Origin of the sequence: Pseudomonas sp. Z4-7, assembly GCF_051131965.1 — a bacterium.
Classification (GTDB): Bacteria; Pseudomonadota; Gammaproteobacteria; order Pseudomonadales; family Pseudomonadaceae; genus Aquipseudomonas.
The window spans coordinates 2168827-2186279 of record NZ_CP071642.1; the positions used below are offsets into that span (position 1 = coordinate 2168827).

At 62.9% G+C, this 17453-nt stretch carries 16 protein-coding genes; 3 read left to right on the forward strand and 13 right to left on the reverse strand.

Going from position 1 to position 17453, the window contains the following annotated elements; translation table 11 throughout:
- Positions 1–84: 84 nt before the first annotated feature.
- The 3 genes from J3P91_RS09805 (at position 85) to J3P91_RS09815 (ending at position 3834) form a co-directional block, all read left to right on the forward strand.
- Entirely contained in the window at positions 85–1923 is a 1839-nt protein-coding gene (locus J3P91_RS09805; RefSeq protein WP_434605052.1) for an amidohydrolase, read from the forward strand.
- Between the two features lie 158 nt (positions 1924–2081).
- Positions 2082–2711, forward strand: coding sequence for an isochorismate family cysteine hydrolase YcaC (ycaC, locus tag J3P91_RS09810; protein WP_030141308.1), 630 nt, complete (start codon positions 2082–2084; stop codon positions 2709–2711).
- A 244-nt stretch (positions 2712–2955) separates the two neighbouring features.
- Entirely contained in the window at positions 2956–3834 is an 879-nt protein-coding gene (locus tag J3P91_RS09815) for a LysR family transcriptional regulator (RefSeq protein ID WP_434603696.1), read from the forward strand.
- Positions 3835–3890: 56 nt separating this feature from the next.
- Here the strand turns inward: J3P91_RS09815 and J3P91_RS09820 are convergent, their stop codons facing one another.
- The 13 genes from J3P91_RS09820 to nuoE all read right to left on the reverse strand — a co-directional run bounded on the left by J3P91_RS09820 (position 3891) and on the right by nuoE (position 17451).
- A complete protein-coding gene (locus J3P91_RS09820; protein ID WP_305495568.1) occupies positions 3891–4364 on the reverse strand; it encodes a hemerythrin domain-containing protein in 474 nt (157 codons plus the stop codon).
- A 226-nt stretch (positions 4365–4590) separates the two neighbouring features.
- Positions 4591–4866 carry a type II toxin-antitoxin system RelE/ParE family toxin gene (locus tag J3P91_RS09825; RefSeq protein WP_434603698.1) on the reverse strand — a complete coding sequence of 92 codons (276 nt, stop codon included), beginning with the start codon at positions 4864–4866 and terminating at the stop codon, positions 4591–4593.
- The gene (locus J3P91_RS09830; protein ID WP_434603700.1) at positions 4866–5138 is read right to left on the reverse strand and encodes a CopG family ribbon-helix-helix protein; all 273 of its coding nucleotides are present in this window, start codon (positions 5136–5138) and stop codon (positions 4866–4868) included. The genes J3P91_RS09825 and J3P91_RS09830 overlap by 1 nt, the downstream gene beginning before the upstream one ends.
- Positions 5139–5461: 323 nt before the next feature.
- Entirely contained in the window at positions 5462–6925 is a 1464-nt protein-coding gene (gene nuoN, locus J3P91_RS09835) for an NADH-quinone oxidoreductase subunit NuoN (protein WP_003203388.1), read from the reverse strand.
- A gap of 7 nt (positions 6926–6932) precedes the next feature.
- Positions 6933–8465: an NADH-quinone oxidoreductase subunit M gene (gene nuoM, locus J3P91_RS09840; protein ID WP_434569028.1), complete on the reverse strand. Its 1533-nt coding sequence runs from the start codon at positions 8463–8465 to the stop codon at positions 6933–6935.
- Positions 8466–8504: 39 nt separating this feature from the next.
- A complete protein-coding gene (gene nuoL / locus J3P91_RS09845; RefSeq protein WP_434603702.1) occupies positions 8505–10358 on the reverse strand; it encodes an NADH-quinone oxidoreductase subunit L in 1854 nt (617 codons plus the stop codon).
- Complete coding sequence (nuoK, locus tag J3P91_RS09850) at positions 10355–10663, reverse strand: NADH-quinone oxidoreductase subunit NuoK (RefSeq protein ID WP_003180046.1); 309 nt, start codon at positions 10661–10663, stop codon at positions 10355–10357. Before nuoK ends, nuoL begins: the two co-directional genes overlap by 4 nt.
- Before the next feature lie 4 nt (positions 10664–10667).
- Complete coding sequence (nuoJ, locus tag J3P91_RS09855; protein ID WP_030141317.1) at positions 10668–11168, reverse strand: NADH-quinone oxidoreductase subunit J; 501 nt, start codon at positions 11166–11168, stop codon at positions 10668–10670.
- A gap of 9 nt (positions 11169–11177) precedes the next feature.
- Positions 11178–11726, reverse strand: a complete 549-nt coding sequence (nuoI, locus tag J3P91_RS09860; protein ID WP_072392816.1) for an NADH-quinone oxidoreductase subunit NuoI — start codon at positions 11724–11726, stop codon at positions 11178–11180.
- Positions 11727–11737: 11 nt separating this feature from the next.
- Positions 11738–12745 carry an NADH-quinone oxidoreductase subunit NuoH gene (gene nuoH, locus J3P91_RS09865; RefSeq protein ID WP_186609329.1) on the reverse strand — a complete coding sequence of 336 codons (1008 nt, stop codon included), beginning with the start codon at positions 12743–12745 and terminating at the stop codon, positions 11738–11740.
- Complete coding sequence (gene nuoG / locus J3P91_RS09870; RefSeq protein ID WP_434603704.1) at positions 12742–15456, reverse strand: NADH-quinone oxidoreductase subunit NuoG; 2715 nt, start codon at positions 15454–15456, stop codon at positions 12742–12744. The genes nuoH and nuoG overlap by 4 nt, the downstream gene beginning before the upstream one ends.
- A gap of 142 nt (positions 15457–15598) precedes the next feature.
- Complete coding sequence (nuoF, locus tag J3P91_RS09875) at positions 15599–16957, reverse strand: NADH-quinone oxidoreductase subunit NuoF (protein WP_434569024.1); 1359 nt, start codon at positions 16955–16957, stop codon at positions 15599–15601.
- Positions 16954–17451 carry an NADH-quinone oxidoreductase subunit NuoE gene (gene nuoE, locus J3P91_RS09880; protein WP_434603706.1) on the reverse strand — a complete coding sequence of 166 codons (498 nt, stop codon included), beginning with the start codon at positions 17449–17451 and terminating at the stop codon, positions 16954–16956. The genes nuoF and nuoE overlap by 4 nt, the downstream gene beginning before the upstream one ends.
- Positions 17452–17453 lie beyond the last annotated feature (2 nt).

A 17453-nucleotide genomic window follows, 5' to 3' on the forward strand; every position in this document is an offset into this window, starting at 1 on the left:
CTGGCCGCCGGATCCCTGCTCAGCGCGGCGGCGGCTTTCTGGCCACGCCTGTCTCTTTCATCTTCCCATCCAGAAGGACATCCAATGAACGCCGATCTGATTCTGTTCAATGGCCAGTTCCATACCGTCGACCGTGAAAAACCTCGCGCCAGCGCGGTTGCCATCAGCCAGGGCCGTTTCGTCGCCGTGGGCACCGATGCCGAGGCCATGGCCTTGCGTGGCAGTGGCACCCAGGTCATCGACCTCAAGGGCCGCACCGTCATTCCCGGCCTCAACGACTCGCACCTGCACCTGATCCGCGGTGGCCTGAACTACAACCTGGAGCTGCGTTGGGAAGGCGTGCCGTCCCTGGCCGACGCCTTGCGCATGCTCAAGGACCAGGCCGATCGCACCCCGACCCCGCAATGGGTACGGGTGGTGGGGGGCTGGAACGAATTCCAGTTCGCCGAAAAACGCCTGCCGACCCTGGAAGAACTGAACCAGGCCGCGCCCGACACCCCGGTGTTCGTGTTGCACCTGTATGACCGCGCCTTGCTCAACCGCGCCGCGCTGCGGGTGGCCGGCTACACCCGCGACACGCCGAACCCGCCGGGCGGCGAGATTGTTCGCGATGCCAACGGGAATCCGACCGGCATGCTGGTGGCGCGGCCCAACGCGATGATCCTTTACTCGACGCTGGCGAAAGGGCCGAAGCTGCCGCTGGAATACCAGGTCAACTCCACCCGCCAGTTCATGCGCGAGCTCAATCGCCTGGGCCTGACCAGCGCGATCGACGCCGGCGGCGGCTATCAGAACTACCCGGACGACTACGAAGTCATCGAGCAGTTGGCTCGCGAGCAGCAGTTGACGGTGCGCATCGCCTACAACCTGTTCACCCAGAAGCCCAAGGAAGAGCTCACCGACTTCAAGAACTGGACCGGCAGCGTCAAGCTGCACCAGGGCGATGACTTCCTGCGGCACAACGGCGCCGGTGAAATGCTGGTGTTCTCGGCGGCGGACTTCGAAGACTTCCTCGAACCGCGTCCGGACCTGCCGCCGGGCATGGAGCAGGACCTGGAGCCGGTGGTGCGTCATCTGGTCGAGCAGCGCTGGCCGTTCCGCCTGCACGCCACCTATGACGAATCCATCAGCCGCATGCTCGACGTGTTCGAGAAGGTCAACCGCGACATTCCGTTCAACGGCCTGCCGTGGTTCTTCGACCACGCCGAGACCATCACGCCGAAAAACATCGAGCGGGTCCGGGCGCTGGGCGGTGGCATCGCGATCCAGGACCGCATGGCCTTCCAGGGTGAATATTTCGTCGACCGCTACGGCGCCAAGGCCGCCGAAGCCACGCCGCCGATCAAGCGCATGCTGGCCGAAGGCGTACCGGTGGGCGCCGGCACCGACGCCACCCGGGTCTCCAGCTACAACCCGTGGACCTCGCTGTACTGGATGGTCAGCGGCCGCACCGTCGGCGGTCTCTCGCTGCACGAAGAAGGCCTGCCGCGGCTGACCGCGTTGGAGCTGTTCACCCATGGCAGCGCCTGGTTCTCCTCGGAGCAGGGCAAGAAGGGCCAGATCAAGGTTGGCCAACTGGCGGACCTGGCAGCCCTGAGCGCGGATTTCTTCAGCGTCGAGGAAGAAGCCATCAAGTGGATCGAATCGGTGCTGACCGTGGTGGACGGCAAGGTCGTCTACGCCGCCGGCGACTTCGAAAAACTCGGTCCGGCCAGCGTCCCGGTACTGCCGGACTGGTCGCCGGTGGTCAAGGTTCCCGGCCACTGGCGCCCGGCTTCGCCATTGCAGGCGCAAGTCCACCAGTGCAGTGGGCCGTGCAAGGTGCATTCCCACAGCCATGAACGGGCGCGTCTGTCGAACGTGCCGGTCAGCGACTTCCAGGGTTTCTGGGGCGCGTTTGGCTGTTCGTGTTTTGCCTTTTAACTGAGACGCGGAATTCCCCTGTGGGAGCGAGCTTGCTCCGGGCGGCGATCCGACGATGGCGGCGGAACATTCAACGTGCCGCCGCCTGACACTCCGCTATCGCGAGCAAGCTCGCTCCCACATTGGTTTCAATATATCCATCCCAAAGGAGTCATCCCATGAGCAACGTTCCCGCCTACAACCGCCTGAATAAAGACGACGCGGTGGTCCTGCTGGTCGATCACCAGACTGGCCTGATTTCCCTGGTCCAGGATTTCTCGCCCAACGAGTTCAAGAACAACGTGCTGGCCCTGGCTGACCTGGCCAAGTTCTTTGGCCTGCCGACCATCCTGACCACCAGTTTCGAACAGGGCCCCAATGGCCCGATCGTGCCGGAGCTCAAGGAAATGTTCCCGGACGCGCCGTACATTCCGCGCCCTGGCCAGATCAATGCCTGGGACAACGAAGACTTCGTCAAGGCGATCAAGGCCACCGGCCGCAAGCAATTGATCATCGCCGGCGTAGTGACCGATGTCTGCGTGGCGTTCCCGACCCTGTCGGCCCTGGCTGAAGGTTTCGACGTGTTTGTCGTCACCGACGCCTCGGGTACGTTCAACGAAACCGTGCAACAGGCCGCCTGGGTGCGCATGACCGCCGCCGGCGCGCAGATGATGAACTGGTTCTCGGTGGCCTGTGAGCTGCACCGCGACTGGCGCAACGACATCGAAGGCCTGGGCAACCTGCTGTCCCAGCGCATCCCCAACTACCGCAACCTGATGAACAGCTACTCGGCGCTGACCGCCAAGTAAGCGCGCCTTGCTGGACGATGCCCGCCTTGTGCGGGCGTTTTTGTGTCGGGCCTTTGATGGTGGGCAGCTGTACTGGCCTCATCGCGAGCAAGCTCGCTCCCACAGGTGATTTGTGAACGCCTCGAATCCCTGTGGGAGCGAGCTTGCTCGCGATGAGGCCGGCACATTCAACAGCTGGTCAATCTGACCTGCCAAGACCACAATGCCCGCTGGAACCCGATGACTGTCCACCCACGGAATGACAATGAACCCCTTCGAAGAAATGCGCATCTTTGCCCAGGTCATGGAGTCGGGCAGTTTCACCGCCGCGGCGGACAAGCTCGGGCTGTCCAAGCAGTTCGTCAGTCGCAAGTTGATGGAGCTGGAGCAGCGGCTGGGGGTTCGGTTGCTCAATCGCTCGACGCGCCGCCTGGACGTCACTCCGCTGGGCCAGCGCTATCACGAGGCGGCGTTGCGCCTGCTCAGCGAAGTCGAGCAGGTGGAGCAGGGCATCAGTGGCCAGACCAGCGAGCCGCGCGGAACCATCCGCCTCAGCGCTCCGTTGTCCTTCGCCGTGGCGCACCTGGGCAGCCTGCTGCCGCTGTTCTTGCAGCGCTACCCGGATGTCACCGTTGAGGTCGACCTGAGTGATCGTTCGGTGGACCTGCTGGGGGAGGGGTACGACCTCGCACTGAGGATCGGCGTGCTGGAAGATTCGACCCTGATCGCCCGGCGCATTGCGAGTATCGAGCGAGTGTATTGCGCGAGCGCCGCCTACCTGGCGCAGCGAGGCACGCCGACGCGACCGGAAGACCTGCGCACCCACGACTGTTTGCCGTACGGGCACAGCCGTCAGGTGCAGTGGCGATTCGCCGGAAAGGGCAAGCCGTTGGCGCTGGAAGTGGTGGGACGCATGCGTGCCAATAACGGCGACTTGCTCAGGGATGCGGCGATTGCCAGCATGGGGATTACTTATCTGCCGACCTTCATCCTCGGAGAGGCGTTGAGGGATGGGCGGCTGATCCAGGTATTGGAGGGATTCGAGACCGAGCCGTTGACGCTGTCGGCGGTCTATCCGCAACACCGACAAAGCTCGCGACCGGTGCAAGCGTTGGTGGAATTCTTGCGTGAACACATGCAGTAGGTAGCGCAAAACGCATTCAGCCGTCCCAGGGACGGCTGAATTTCGAGACGGCTGGATCAGGCAGCCAGGTTGGCGGTGAACTCTTTTTTATACTGGGCTTTCACGGCTTCCATCTGGTTGCCCAGTTCTTCGAGCTTGGCCTTGCCGAGGATTTCTTCGGCTTTAGGGAACATTTCTTCCTCTTCTTCTTCGATGTGATGCTCGAGCAGCTCCTTGACCACTTTCACGCGACCGGCAAACTCAGGTTGGGAAGGGTCGGTGTTTTTCAGGTCGGGCAGCACCAGGGAATCGACGGTACGGTGCTCTTCCTTGGCTTCGTAGTACATCTCGGCTTCATCCTTGCCACCTTCCTGTTTGAAGGCCGGATAAAGGATTTCTTCTTCCAGGCGGGTATGGATGGACACTTCCATTTCCAGCTTGGCCAACAGTTCGGTGCGTTTCTTGATGGCGCGGTCGGTTGATTCGCTCAACTGGGACAGGATGCCCTTCACGCGTTCATGGTCGGCTTTCAACAGGTCGATGGCGTTCATGTGTTGCTCCTCGGTCATTCACGGATGCGGGCCGGCTTCGAGCGCCGACGCCACGTAACAAGGACAGGTGCATCCACCGTGCCAGCCGAGTCGCTTGATAAAAATCTTTGGAATCAACGACTTAAATTATCGAGAATTTTCGCCATCGTGCAGGCTGCATGAGGCCCGCTGAAAACGCCTTGCACTTTGCGCTGCCAAGGGCGCTGGTGGCTGATCGAGCCCAGGGTCACCGATCTTCGCGTGTGTGCCACAGGCGTAGCAGGTAAAGGGTGGAGCCGATTATTTCATAGCGCATTTCGTAGGGGCCAACCTGGATTCTGCGCACGTTCCGAGGGTCGAACTCTTCCAGGCGCTCACCCATGCGCGGGTTGGCCAGCAGAGCGGTAGGCGCCGCCGTGAGCTGTTGCACTGTTCGCGCGGCGGCGGGTTGATTCACCAGCGCCAGAAATTCATAAAGTCGGGCGATGTCGGAAAGCGCCTTGCTGGTCCACTTCAACTCCATCAGCGCGGTACCGGTAACGGAGCGTCAGTGCTGAGGCTATCGGCCCAAGCCTGGACAGCCTGATGGTCAACCACACGGCCAGCGTCAACATCGGCCAACGCCTCATGAGTCAGGCGGCTGCGTTCCTCCTCCTGTTCGATCCAGGCAGATAGCGCTTGTTTGACGATCCAGTTCCTGGAGCGCTCAAGGCGCTCGGCCATCAGGTCGACTTTTTCAGCCAGGTCCACCGGGACATGAGCGGTGACCGACCGGGTTTTCGTGGTGGTTGTCATGACGGAATTCTCCTTGGCGGTTGGCGGTGCAAGCCAGTCTTCTAGGCCGATGATTATAGATGACTGGCTGCGATTTAAGCCGCCAAAAAACTAATCAAACCTAATAACAATCTCAGAAAACCACCAGACCGTGGCGAGGGAGCTTGCTCCCGCTCGGCTGCGCAGCAGTCGTAAAAATCTGCCTGACCTGACGCGGTAAAGCGATGGGGCTGCTGCGCAACCCAGCGGGAGCAAGCTCCCTCGCCACGGTTTTAAATCCAGCTCAAAAAAAATGCCCGCATCTCACGATACGGGCATTTTTGTCAGCGATGACGCTCAGGCAATCAGCCGGTCAGGCCCGCCTGCTGGACCAGCGTCAGCAACGGCTGCGGGTACACACCGAGGAAGAACGCCAACACCGCGATGGCCAGCAGCATCACGCCGCCTGCCTTCTGTTCCCAGTGCAACTCGGCATCGTGACGACGCAGGTTCGGTTCCATCAGGTACAGGGTGACCATCACGCGCAGGTAGTAGAACACGCCGATGGCACTGCCCAGCACCAGGGAGCCGACCAGCCACCACTGGTGGGCCTCGACGCCGGTGGCGATGATGTAGAACTTGCCGATGAAGCCGGCGGTCAGCGGGATGCCGGCCAGGGACAGCATCATCACGGTCAGCACGGCGGTCAGGTACGGACGACGCCAGAACAGGCCGCGGTATTCGTACAGGGCGTCGGCGTCGCGGCCGTTGTACGGCGAGGACATCAGGGTGATCACGCCGAAGGCGCCGAGGCTGGTGATCACGTAGGTCACCAAGTACACGCCGATGGCTTCCACGGCCAGGCCTTTGCTGGCGATCAGGGCGATCAGCAGGTAGCCGAAGTGGGCGATGGACGAGTAACCGAGCAGACGCTTGAGGTTGCTCTGGGTCAGTGCGAGCAGGTTACCGAACAGGATCGACGCGATGGCGATGATCGTCAGCACATTGCTCAGCACACCGCTACTGGCCACTGGCGAGATCTGGAACAGCCGCACCATCACCGCGAACACCGCCACTTTCGAAGCGGTCGCCAGGAACGCCGCCACTGGCGCCGGGGCGCCTTCGTAGACGTCCGGGGTCCAGAGGTGGAAGGGCACCAGCGACAACTTGAACGCCAGGCCGATCAGCATCATGCCCAGGCCCAGTTGCGCGATCGGGCTAGGCAGGCCGGTGGCCGCCAGGGCCTGGCCGATGCCGACGAAGCTCAGGGTGCCGGCTTCGGCGTAGAGCAGGGCCATGCCGAACAACAGGAACGCGGAACCGGCCGCCGACAGCACCATGTACTTGATGCCGGCTTCCAGGGAGCGCTTGTTGAAGAAGGCATAGGCCACCAGGCCGTAGACCGGTACCGACAGCAGCTCCAGGCCAATGAACAGGCTGGCCAGGTGCTGCGCGCTGACCAGGACCAGGCCACCGGCGGCGGCCATCAGGATCAGCAGGTACAGTTCTTCGCGGTTGCCCGGGTAACCCGAACCGCCGTCACCCAGGTAGGCGTGGGCGAGGGTGACGCAGGCGAGGGTAGCGACCAGGATTAGCGCCATGTACAGGCAGGCGAAGCTGTCGATCTGGATCAGTGGCGTGACCGCCAACGGCGCGACTTTCAGGGCCGGCAGGATCGACAGCAAGGCCAGGTTCAGCCCCGCCACCGACAGCAGGAAGGTCTGCGAGTGATTGCGCCGCCAGGCGATCGCCAGCATCACCACGATGATCGTGGCGCTGGTGATCAACAGCGGCGCAAGCGCGATAAAGTGTTGAATCGTGAATTCCATAGCGCTCTTACCGGGCCGAAGCGAGTTGAGAGAAGGCGGTGCCGAGCCACTGCTGCACGCCATGCATCGTGGCGGCAGAGGTGTCGAGGAACGGTTGCGGGTAGACGCCGAGGTAAACCAGCAGCACCGCAAGGCCGAGCACCATGATCAGTTCGCGACCGTCCATGCCCCGCAACACTTCGTCCGACTTGGCCGGACCGAAGTAGGCGCGGTGGATCATGATCAGCGAGTAGACCGAACCGAACACCAGGCCGGACGTCGCGATCGCGGTGATCCACGGTGCGCTGACGAACGAGCCGATCAGGATCAGGAACTCGCCGACGAAGTTGCCGGTGCCTGGCAGACCCAGGGACGCGGCCGCGAAGAACAGGCTGATGGCCGGCAGGTAGGCGATGCGCGACCAGATGCCGCCCATTTCACGCATGTCCCGGGTGTGCAGGCGCTCGTACAACTGACCGCTGAGGATAAACAGCGCCGCGGCCGACAGGCCGTGGGCGAGCATCTGGATCACCGCGCCTTGCAGGGCCAACTGGCTGCCGGAGTAGATCCCGATCAGCACGAAGCCCATGTGCGAGACGCTGGAGAAGGCGATCAGGCGCTTGATATCGCTCTGGGCAAATGCCAGGAACGCACCGTAGAAAATCCCGATCAGGCCCAGGGTCATGGCAATCGGCGCGAACTCCGCCGAGGCATTCGGGAACAGCGGCAGGGCGAAACGCAGCAGGCCGTAGGCCGCCGTTTTCAACAGGATACCGGCCAGGTCCACGGAACCGGCGGTCGGTGCCTGGGCGTGGGCGTCCGGCAGCCAGGAGTGGAACGGCACCACCGGCAGCTTCACCGCGAAGGCGATGAAGAAGCCCAGCATCAGCACGTATTCGGTGGTGCGCGACATCTGCACTTTCAACAGGTCGGCGTAATTGAAGGTAATCACGCCGGTGTTGTTGAAGTTCACCAGCACCAGGCCAAGGATCGCCACCAACATGATCAGGCCGGAAGCCTGGGTGAAGATGAAGAACTTGGTCGCCGCGTAGATCCGGGTTTTCTTGCCGTCCGAAGAACTGTGACCCCAGAGCGCGATGAGGAAGTACATCGGCACCAGCATCATTTCCCAGAAGAAGAAGAACATGAACAGGTCCAGCGCCAGGAACACGCCGACGACACCGCCCAGGATCCACATCAGGTTCAGGTGGAAGAAGCCGACGTGACGCTGGATCTCTTTCCAGGAGCAGAGTACCGAGAGGATACCCAGCAGGCCAGTCAGCAGGATCATCAGCAGCGACAGGCCATCGAGGGCCAGGTGCACGCTGATGCCGAAGCGCTCGATCCAGGTGTGCTTGAACTCAAGCGCCCAGGTCGGATCGGCGCCAGGGGCCGGTGCGAATGAATAGTCGCCGGTCGCCCACAGCCAGAGGCCGAGCGCGAGTTCCAGGGACATGGTCAGCAGCGCAATCCAGCGCGGGAGGGTAGAGCTGGAACGCTCCGCCATCCAGCACAGCAGGCCGCCGATGAAGGGGATCAGGATTAGCCAGGGCAGAATCATGACGGGCTCGTTTCCTTTCGCAAGTTCGCAAGGTTCATATCAGACCGCTACCAGCACGATGGCGCCGATAACCAGCACGGCGCCAGCCGCCATGGAAGCCGCATACCAACGCAGTTGACCGGTCTCGGTACGGCTCAGGGCGGTGTGGCCGCCCTTGGCCATGCGCGGGATCAGGCCAATGGTCTGGTCGAGCGGGTCTTTGCGCAGAATGTGGCTGATCGCAAGGTATGGCTTGACGAACAGTTTGTCGTAGATCCAGTCGAAGCCCCAGGCGGCGAACCACCAGGCCGAGAGGAAACGCCCGATGCCGCTGTTGGCGATGGCCGTGACGAAGCGGCGCTTGCCAAGGAACAGCAGGGCGGCCAGCAGGATCCCCGCCAGGGCGATGGCACCCGAGGCGATTTCCAGGCTGTGCTTGGCTTCGCCGCCGGCATGGCCGACGCTTTGCGGCAGCACATCGGCCAGCGGTGGGGTGATCATTGCGCCGACAAAGGTCGACAGCACGATCAGCACCGACAGCGGCAGCCAATGGGCGATGCCGTGGCCGGCGTGGGCTTCGGTCTTGGCTTCACCGTGGAACGCGATGAAGATCAGGCGGAAGGTGTACAGCGAGGTCATGAACGCACCCACCAGGCCGGCGTAGAGCAGACCCTGGTTACCGCTGGCGAACGCTTCCCAGAGGATTTCGTCCTTGGAGTAGAAACCGGCAGTGACCAGTGGCAGGGCCGCCAGGGCCGCGCCGCCAACGATGAAGCTGGCGTAGGCCAACGGCAGTTTTTTCCACAGGCCGCCCATCTTGAAGATGTTCTGCTCGTGGTGGCAGGCAACGATCACCGCACCGGAGGCAAGGAACAGCAGGGCCTTGAAGAACGCGTGGGTCATCAGGTGGAAGATCGCGCCTTCCCAGGCGCCGACACCCAGGGCCAGGAACATGTAGCCGATCTGGCTCATGGTCGAGTAGGCGAGGATACGCTTGATGTCGGTCTGCACCAGCGCGGCAAAACCGGCCAGCACCAGGGTCACGCCGCCAACGAGGCCGACCAGGTGCAGGATGTCCGGCGCCAGGGCGAACAGGCCATGGGTACGGGCGATCAGGTAGACGCCCGCGGTGACCATGGTCGCGGCGTGGATCAGTGCCGAAACCGGGGTCGGGCCGGCCATCGCGTCCGCCAGCCAGGTCTGCAGCGGCAGTTGCGCGGATTTACCGACAGCACCGCCCAGCAGCATCAGGGTCGCCAGGACGATCCAGAAGTCGCCGGCCTTGAAGTGCTCCGGAGCACGAACCAGCAGCTCCTGGATGTTCAGCGTGCCCAGTTGCTGGAACAGGATGAACAGGCCGATGGCCATGAACACGTCGCCGATGCGGGTCACGATGAATGCCTTGAGCGCGGCGTTACCGTTGTTGCGGTTGCTGTAGTAGAAACCGATCAACAGGTACGAGCACAGGCCCACGCCTTCCCAGCCGAAGTACAGGAACAACAGGTTATCGCCGAGGACCAGGAACAGCATGCTGGCGATGAACAGGTTGGTGTAGGCGAAGAAGCGCGAGTAACCGGCTTCACCGCGCATGTACCAAGAGGCGAACAGGTGGATCAGGAAACCCACGCCGACCACCACGCCAAGCATGGTCACCGACAGGCCGTCCAGGTAGAGGGCGAAGTTCGGCGTGAAGCCTTCCACCGCCATCCACTGCCACAGCACCTGCACGTACCGGCCACCTTCCGGTGGGGCGACGTTGAATTGCCAGATCACATAGGCGGTGACGAGGGCGGACAGGCCGATCGAGCCCACGCCAACCAGCGCCGAAAGGTTTTCCGACCAGCGTCCACGGGAGAACGACAGCAGCAGGAAACCGATGAGGGGAAATACGAAAGTCAGGAAGAGAAGGTTCATCCGCGCATCTCGCTGGCAGCGTCAATATCGAGAGTGTGGAAGCGGCGGTACAGCTGCAACAGGATCGCCAGGCCGATACTGGCCTCGGCGGCTGCCAGGCTGATCACCAGGATGAACATGATCTGTCCATCCGGTTGCGCCCAGCGCGCGCCCGCGACGATGAAGGCCAGGGCGGAGGCATTCATCATGACCTCCAGGCTCATCAGCACGAACAGAATGTTGCGGCGGACCATCAGGCCGACCAGACCGAGACAGAACAGGATGCCGGCAACCGCCAGACCATGCTCGAGAGGGATAGCAGGCATGTGATTACTCCTTCGCCTCGTTACGGCCCAAATGGAACGCCGTGACGACTGCGGCAAGCAGCAGCATCGAGGCGAGTTCGACCACCAGCAGGTACGGACCGAACAGGCTGATGCCCACGGCCTTGGCGCCTACGGTGGTGTGGCCGATGGCCTGGCCGCTCTGGTGGGCGAACAGCACATACAGCAGTTCACCCAGCAGCAGCGCGGAGAGAATCACCGGCCCGGCCCAGATGCCCGGCTTGAGCCAGGAGCGTTCCTGCTGGACGGCTGCCGGACCCAGGTTGAGCATCATCACCACGAATACGAACAGCACCATGATGGCGCCGGCGTAGGCGATCACTTCCAGGGCACCGGCGAACGGTGCTCCGAGAGCGAAAAAGGTCATGGCCACGGCGATCAGCGAAATGATCAGGTAGAGCAGGGCGTGCACAGGGTTGGTGTTGGTGACCACACGAAGCGTGGACACCACCGCGATACCCGATGCGAAATAGAAAGCGAATTCCATCTTTCTTCCTTAAGGCAGCAAGCTCTTCACGTTGATCGGTTCGGCTTCGTTCTGCGCGGCGCCTTTCGGCTTACCGGCAATGGCCATACCTGCAACACGATAGAAGTTGTAATCAGGGTTTTTACCGGGACCGGAAATCAGCAAATCTTCTTTCTCGTACACCAGGTCCTGACGCTTGAAGTCGGCCATTTCGAAATCCGGCGTGAGCTGGATCGCGGTGGTCGGGCACGCTTCCTCGCACAACCCGCAGAAAATGCAGCGCGAGAAGTTGATACGGAAGAAGTCCGGGTACCAGCGACCGTCTTCGGTCTCGGCTTTCTGCAGCGAGATGCAACCTACCGGGCACGCCACGGCGCACAGGTTGCAGGCCACGCAGCGTTCCTCGCCGTCAGGGTCGCGGGTCAGGACGATACGGCCGCGATAACGCGGCGCCAGGTAGACCGCTTCTTCCGGGTATTGCAGTGTGTCGCGCTTGCGAAAGCCATGGCCGAAGATCATGACCAGGCTTCGCAGTTGGGTACCGGTACCCTTAACGATGTCGCCAATATATTTGAACATGGGTCAAATCCTCACTGAACCGCGGCCGCAGGCGCGTTCATCAAAACGATCGCAGCGGTCACCAGCATGTTGATCAGGGTCAGCGGCAGGCAGAATTTCCAGCTGAAGTCCATCACCTGGTCGTAGCGTGGGCGCGGGATCGAGGCGCGCAGCAGGACGAACAGCATGATGAAGAACGCGGTCTTCAGGGCGAACCAGACGAAGGACAGTTGCGGCAGGATGCCGAACGGACCGTGCCAGCCACCGAAGAACAGCGTTACCAGCAGCGCCGAGATCAGGATGATGCCGATGTACTCGCCAACGAAGAACATGCCCCATTTCATGCCGGCATATTCAATGTGGTAACCGTCGGCCAGTTCCTGTTCCGCTTCCGGCTGGTCGAACGGGTGACGGTGAGTCACGGCCACGCCGGCGATGAAGAAAGTACAGAAACCGAAGAACTGCGGAATGATGAACCACAGGTTCTGGGCCTGGTACTCGACGATGTCGCGCATGTTGAACGAGCCGGCCTGGATCACGATGCCCATCAGCGACAGGCCCATGAACACTTCATAGGACACGGTCTGGGCCGAGGCCCGCAGGCTGCCGAGCAGGGCGAACTTGTTGTTGCTCGACCAACCGGCGAACAGCACCGCGTACACCGAAAGACCGGCCATGGCGAAGAAGAACAGCAGGCCGATGTTCAGGTCCGCCACGCCCCAGGTCGGGGTGATCGGGATGACCGCGAAGGCGATCAGCAAGGCGCTCATGGCCACGACCGGTGCCAGGGTGAAGATCACCTTGTCGGCAAACGGTGGCGTCCAGTCTTCCTTGAAGAACATCTTGATCATGTCGGCGGCGATCTGGAACATGCCGAACGGGCCGACGCGGTTCGGACCGTAGCGGTCCTGCCACCAGCCGAGCAGGCGACGTTCGACGAAGCTCAGCAACGCGCCGCAGACCACCACGGCCAGCAGGATCACGATGGCCTTGAGGACCGTCAGGATCACCGCGATCACTTCAGGGGTGAACCAGCTCATTGCGCCGCCTCCTGCAGACCGTCGACAGTCTTGCCGAAAATCGCCGGTGGAATGCCCGCCAGGCCAGCCGGCAGGGCCACCAGGCCGGCGCCCAGTTCTTCATTGATGCGCAGCGGCAGACGCAAGGTCCGGCCCGCAACGTTCAGGCTCAGCAAGGCGCCATCGTTGACGCCCAGGCGATCGGCTTCGGACTTGGCCAGCGACACGTAGGCCGCCGGGATGCGCTCCTGCACCGGCTCGGCCTTGGAAGAGTTCTCTTCACTGCCGAACAGGTGATGGAACGGCACGACCTGCCAGGTGCCCGGTGCCGGATTGAAGGCGCGTGGCACGCTGGCGAACCAGCCGAGGCCATCGCCCTGGCTTTCGATCAGGCGGGTGCCCGGATCACCGGCGCGCAGGTGACCGCCGACTTCGTCCTGGAACTTGTTCCAGGCTTGCGGCGAGTTCCAGCCCGGCGACCAGGCGAACGGCACCTGGGAGCGCGGTTCGGCGGAGCCCGAGTAACCTTCCATGGAGAAGGCGAACGCGGTGTCCTGATCCTGCGGCATACGCGGTTCGTGCACGCTGATGTTGGCGCGCATCGCGGTGCGACCGGAATAGCGCAGCGGTTCGCGCGCCAGCTTCAGGCCCTTGATGCGGAACGCGGCGGACGGCGCGGCGTCGACGATGCGGTTCAACTGCGGGCTGCTCGAGGCAACAGCGGCGGTGACGTGGTCCAGCTGGGTCCAGTCGATCGGCTGGTTCAGCAGGGTCGCGCGCAAGGCATGCAGCCAGCGCCAGCCTTCGTGGACCAGGATGCTGGCGTCCAGGTATTGCGGATCAAAGACCTGGAAGAAGCGCTGGGCGCGACCTTCCTGGCTGACCAGCGTACCGTCGCCTTCGGCGAAGCTCGCCGCCGGCAGCACCAGGTCGGCGCGGTCGGTGGTGGCGGTTTTCTGATGGTCGGCGACGATCACCACCTTGGCGGCGCTCAGCGCAGCATCGACCTTGGCATTGTCGGTGCGGGTGAACAGGTCGTTCTCCAGCACCACGATGGCATCGGCGCTGCCGTCGATCACTGCTTGCAGGGCGGCATCGACCGATTCGCCACAGAGCATAGCCAGGCCGAGGCTGTTGGCTTCCGGCACGACCAGGCTGATGGAACCGTTCTTCTCGCGCAGCTTCAGGGCCTTGGCTATGTTGGCGGCGGCTTCGATCAGCGCCTTGGAACCCAGCGAGGTGCCGGCAATGATCAATGGACGCTTGGCCGCCAGCAGGGCGTCGGCGATGCGTTGGGCCAGGCCGGCAGCTTCGCTGTCCAGGCCGTCGACGGCCGGGGCGCTGGCGTCCAGGGCGTGGGCGACGGCAAAACCGATGCGCGCGAGGTCGTCCGGAGCGGCGTGGACGCATTCTTCGGCGACGTCGTCGAGCTTGGTTTCAGCGAGGCTGGCGATGAACAGCGGGTTCAGCGCGTGCTGGCCGATGTTCTTCACCGCAGCGTCGAGCCATGGCTGGACGCGCATGGCGTCGGCCATGTCCTCGGCCTTGCCTTTTACCGACTGACGCAGGGCCAGGGCCATGCGGGCGGCGGTCTGGGTCAGGTCTTCGCCGAGGACGAACACCGCGTCGTGATCTTCGATGTCGCGCATCGTCGGCACGGGCAGCGGGCCGTCCTTGAGCACTTGCAGCACCAGGCGAATACGTTCCAGCTCGCCGGCTTCGATGCCGCTGTAGAAGTGCTCGGCGCCGACCAGCTCACGCAAGGCGTAGTTGCTTTCCAGGCTGGCCCGTGGCGAACCGATGCCGACAATGTTGCGACCGCGCAGCAGTTCGGCGGCCTTGTCCAGGGCTTCGTCCAGGCTCAGCTTGGCGCCATTGGCGAGCAGCGGCTGGCGCGGGCGGTCCTTGCGATTGACGTAGCCATAGCCGAAACGGCCGCGGTCGCAGAGGAAATACTGGTTCACCGAACCGTTGTAGCGGTTCTCGATGCGCCGCAGTTCGCCGTAGCGTTCGCCCGGGCTGATGTTGCAGCCGCTGGAGCAGCCGTGGCAGATGCTTGGCGAGAACTGCATGTCCCACTTGCGGTTGTAGCGCTCGGAATGCGTCTTGTCGGTGAACACACCGGTCGGGCAGACCTCGGTGAGGTTGCCGGAAAACTCGCTTTCCAGGGTGCCGTCTTCAACGCGACCGAAGTACACGTTGTCGTGGGCGCCGAACACACCCAGGTCGGTGCCGCCGGCGTAGTCCTTGTAGAAACGCACGCAACGGTAGCAGGCGATGCAGCGGTTCATCTCGTGGGAAATGAACGGGCCGAGGTCCTGGTTCTGGTGGGTGCGCTTGGTGAAGCGATAACGGCGCTCGTTGTGGCCGGTCATCACGGTCATGTCTTGCAGGTGGCAGTGGCCGCCTTCCTCACAGACCGGGCAGTCGTGAGGGTGGTTGGTCATCAGCCATTCGACGACGCTGGCGCGAAACACTTTCGCTTCTTCGTCGTCGATGGAGATCCAGCTGCCGTCGGTGGCGGGGGTCATGCAGGACATGACGATCCGACCACGCTTGTCGTTTTCGTCGGTGTACTGCTTGACCGCGCACTGGCGACAGGCGCCAACGCTGCCAAGGGCGGGGTGCCAGCAGAAATAAGGAATGTCGAGGCCCAGCGACAGACATGCCTGTAACAGGTTGTCTGCGCCATCGACTTCGAGCTCTTTGCCGTCTACGTGGATAGTGGCCATGGTTCAAAGTTCTTCGTTGGCCCGGTGTCAGCGGGCGTGGCTAATGGAATCTTGTTGTTCGTCCGAATCCAAACAGCCTCGGTGAAAAGGCGTCATCGAACGAAAGGCGAAGGGCACGGACCCTTCGCCTTGTTAAGCGTCGTTACGCGCCGACCATGGTCGGCGTGACCACCTGATTGAGATCGCCCGCGCGGGTTGGCGCGATGCCGGCCTCGAACTCAGGGCGGAAGTATTTGATTGCGCTGCCCAACGGCTCCACGGCACCCGGTGCGTGAGCACAGAAGGTCTTGCCTGGGCCGAGGAAACCGACCAGACCCAGCAGGGTCTCGATGTCGCCGGGCTGGCCTTCGCCGTTCTCGATGGCCATCAGCAGCTTGACGCTCCACGGCAGGCCGTCGCGGCAAGGGGTGCAGAACCCACAGGATTCGCGCGAGAAAAACTGCTCCATGTTGCGCAGCAGCGAGACCATGTTGACGCTGTCGTCCACCGCCATCGCCAGGCCGGTACCCATCCGGGTGCCGACCTTGGCGATGCCGCCGGCATACATTTGGGCGTCCAGGTGTTCCGGCAACAGGAAACCGGTGCCGGCGCCGCCGGGCTGCCAGCACTTGAGCTTGTAGCCATCGCGCATGCCGCCGGCGTAGTCCTCGAACAGCTCGCGGGCGGTGACGCCGAACGGCAGTTCCCACAGGCCAGGGTTCTTGACCTTGCCGGAGAAGCCCATGAGCTTGGTGCCCATGTCTTCGCTGCCGTCACGGGCCAGGGATTTGTACCAGTCCACGCCGTCGGCGATGATCGCCGGCACGTTGCACAGGGTCTCGACGTTGTTCACGCAGGTCGGCTTGCCCCAGACGCCAACGGCGGCAGGGAAGGGCGGCTTGGAGCGTGGGTTGGCGCGACGACCTTCGAGGGAGTTGATCAGCGCGGTTTCTTCACCGCAGATGTAGCGCCCGGCGCCAGTGTGGACGAACAGCTCGAAGTCGAAGCCTGAGCCAAGGATGTTCTTGCCCAGCAGGCCTGCAGCCTTGGCTTCTTCGACGGCACGGTTCAGGTGCCTGGCGGCGGTGGTGTATTCGCCGCGCAGGAAGATGTAGCCACGGTAGGTTTTCAGCGCGCGGGCACTGATCAGCATGCCTTCGATCAGCAGATGGGGCAGTTGCTCCATCAGCATGCGGTCTTTCCAGGTGTTGGGCTCCATCTCGTCCGCGTTGCACAGCAGGTAGCGGATGTTGATGGACTCGTCCTTGGGCATCAGGCCCCACTTCACTCCCGTGGGGAAGCCCGCGCCGCCACGGCCCTTGAGGCCGGCGTCTTTCACGGTCTGGACGATGTCGTCGGCAGCCATGTCGGCGAACGCCTTGCGCGCGGCGGCATAGCCGTTCTTCGCCTGGTATTCGTCCAGCCACACCGCCTCGCCATCGTCACGCAGGCGCCAGGTCAGGGGATGGGTTTCGGCCGAACGCTGGATGCGGTTGGCGGGCCCGAAGGAAGTCAGGGTCATACGTAGCCCTCCAGCAGTTTGGCGACGCCATCCGGCTTGACGTCACCAAAGGTGTCGTCGTCGATCATCAGCGCCGGTGCCTTGTCGCAGTTGCCCAGGCAGCACACCGGCAGCAGCGTGAAGCGGCCGTCGGCGGTGGTCTGGCCCAGGCCGATGCCCAGCTTGCCCTGGATTTCGTTGACCACCGACTCGTGGCCGCCGATGTAGCAGACCATGCTGTCGCAGACGCGAATGATGTGGCGGCCCACCGGCTGGCGGAAAATCTGGCTGTAGAACGTGGCGACACCTTCGACGTCGCTGGCCGGAATGCCGAGGATTTCGCCGATGGCATAGAGCGCGCCGTCGGGCACCCAGCCACGTTCCTTCTGGACGATCTTCAGGGCTTCGATCGACGCCGCGCGCGGGTCTTCGTAGTGATGCAGCTCGTGCTCGATGGCCGAGCGCTCGGTTTCGCTCAGGGCGAAACGGTCTGTCTGGATAAGCGTGCTGTTCATGC

What these genes read in the sequence shown, in the direction of transcription:
- J3P91_RS09815 (WP_434603696.1), top strand. Translation starts at nt 2,956, where the DNA reads ATGAACCCCTTCGAAGAAATGCGCATCTTTGCCCAGGTCATGGAGTCG.
- nuoE (WP_434603706.1), bottom strand. Translation starts at nt 17,451, where the DNA reads ATGAACAGCACGCTTATCCAGACAGACCGTTTCGCCCTGAGCGAAACC.
- nuoN (WP_003203388.1), bottom strand. Translation starts at nt 6,925, where the DNA reads ATGGAATTCACGATTCAACACTTTATCGCGCTTGCGCCGCTGTTGATC.
- ycaC (WP_030141308.1), top strand. Translation starts at nt 2,082, where the DNA reads ATGAGCAACGTTCCCGCCTACAACCGCCTGAATAAAGACGACGCGGTG.
- nuoI (WP_072392816.1), bottom strand. Translation starts at nt 11,726, where the DNA reads ATGTTCAAATATATTGGCGACATCGTTAAGGGTACCGGTACCCAACTG.
- J3P91_RS09830 (WP_434603700.1), bottom strand. Translation starts at nt 5,138, where the DNA reads ATGACAACCACCACGAAAACCCGGTCGGTCACCGCTCATGTCCCGGTG.
- nuoK (WP_003180046.1), bottom strand. Translation starts at nt 10,663, where the DNA reads ATGCCTGCTATCCCTCTCGAGCATGGTCTGGCGGTTGCCGGCATCCTG.
- nuoL (WP_434603702.1), bottom strand. Translation starts at nt 10,358, where the DNA reads ATGAACCTTCTCTTCCTGACTTTCGTATTTCCCCTCATCGGTTTCCTG.
- nuoM (WP_434569028.1), bottom strand. Translation starts at nt 8,465, where the DNA reads ATGATTCTGCCCTGGCTAATCCTGATCCCCTTCATCGGCGGCCTGCTG.
- nuoH (WP_186609329.1), bottom strand. Translation starts at nt 12,745, where the DNA reads ATGAGCTGGTTCACCCCTGAAGTGATCGCGGTGATCCTGACGGTCCTC.
- J3P91_RS09805 (WP_434605052.1), top strand. Translation starts at nt 85, where the DNA reads ATGAACGCCGATCTGATTCTGTTCAATGGCCAGTTCCATACCGTCGAC.
- nuoG (WP_434603704.1), bottom strand. Translation starts at nt 15,456, where the DNA reads ATGGCCACTATCCACGTAGACGGCAAAGAGCTCGAAGTCGATGGCGCA.
- J3P91_RS09820 (WP_305495568.1), bottom strand. Translation starts at nt 4,364, where the DNA reads ATGAACGCCATCGACCTGTTGAAAGCCGACCATGAACGCGTGAAGGGC.
- J3P91_RS09825 (WP_434603698.1), bottom strand. Translation starts at nt 4,866, where the DNA reads ATGGAGTTGAAGTGGACCAGCAAGGCGCTTTCCGACATCGCCCGACTT.
- nuoF (WP_434569024.1), bottom strand. Translation starts at nt 16,957, where the DNA reads ATGACCCTGACTTCCTTCGGGCCCGCCAACCGCATCCAGCGTTCGGCC.
- nuoJ (WP_030141317.1), bottom strand. Translation starts at nt 11,168, where the DNA reads ATGGAATTCGCTTTCTATTTCGCATCGGGTATCGCGGTGGTGTCCACG.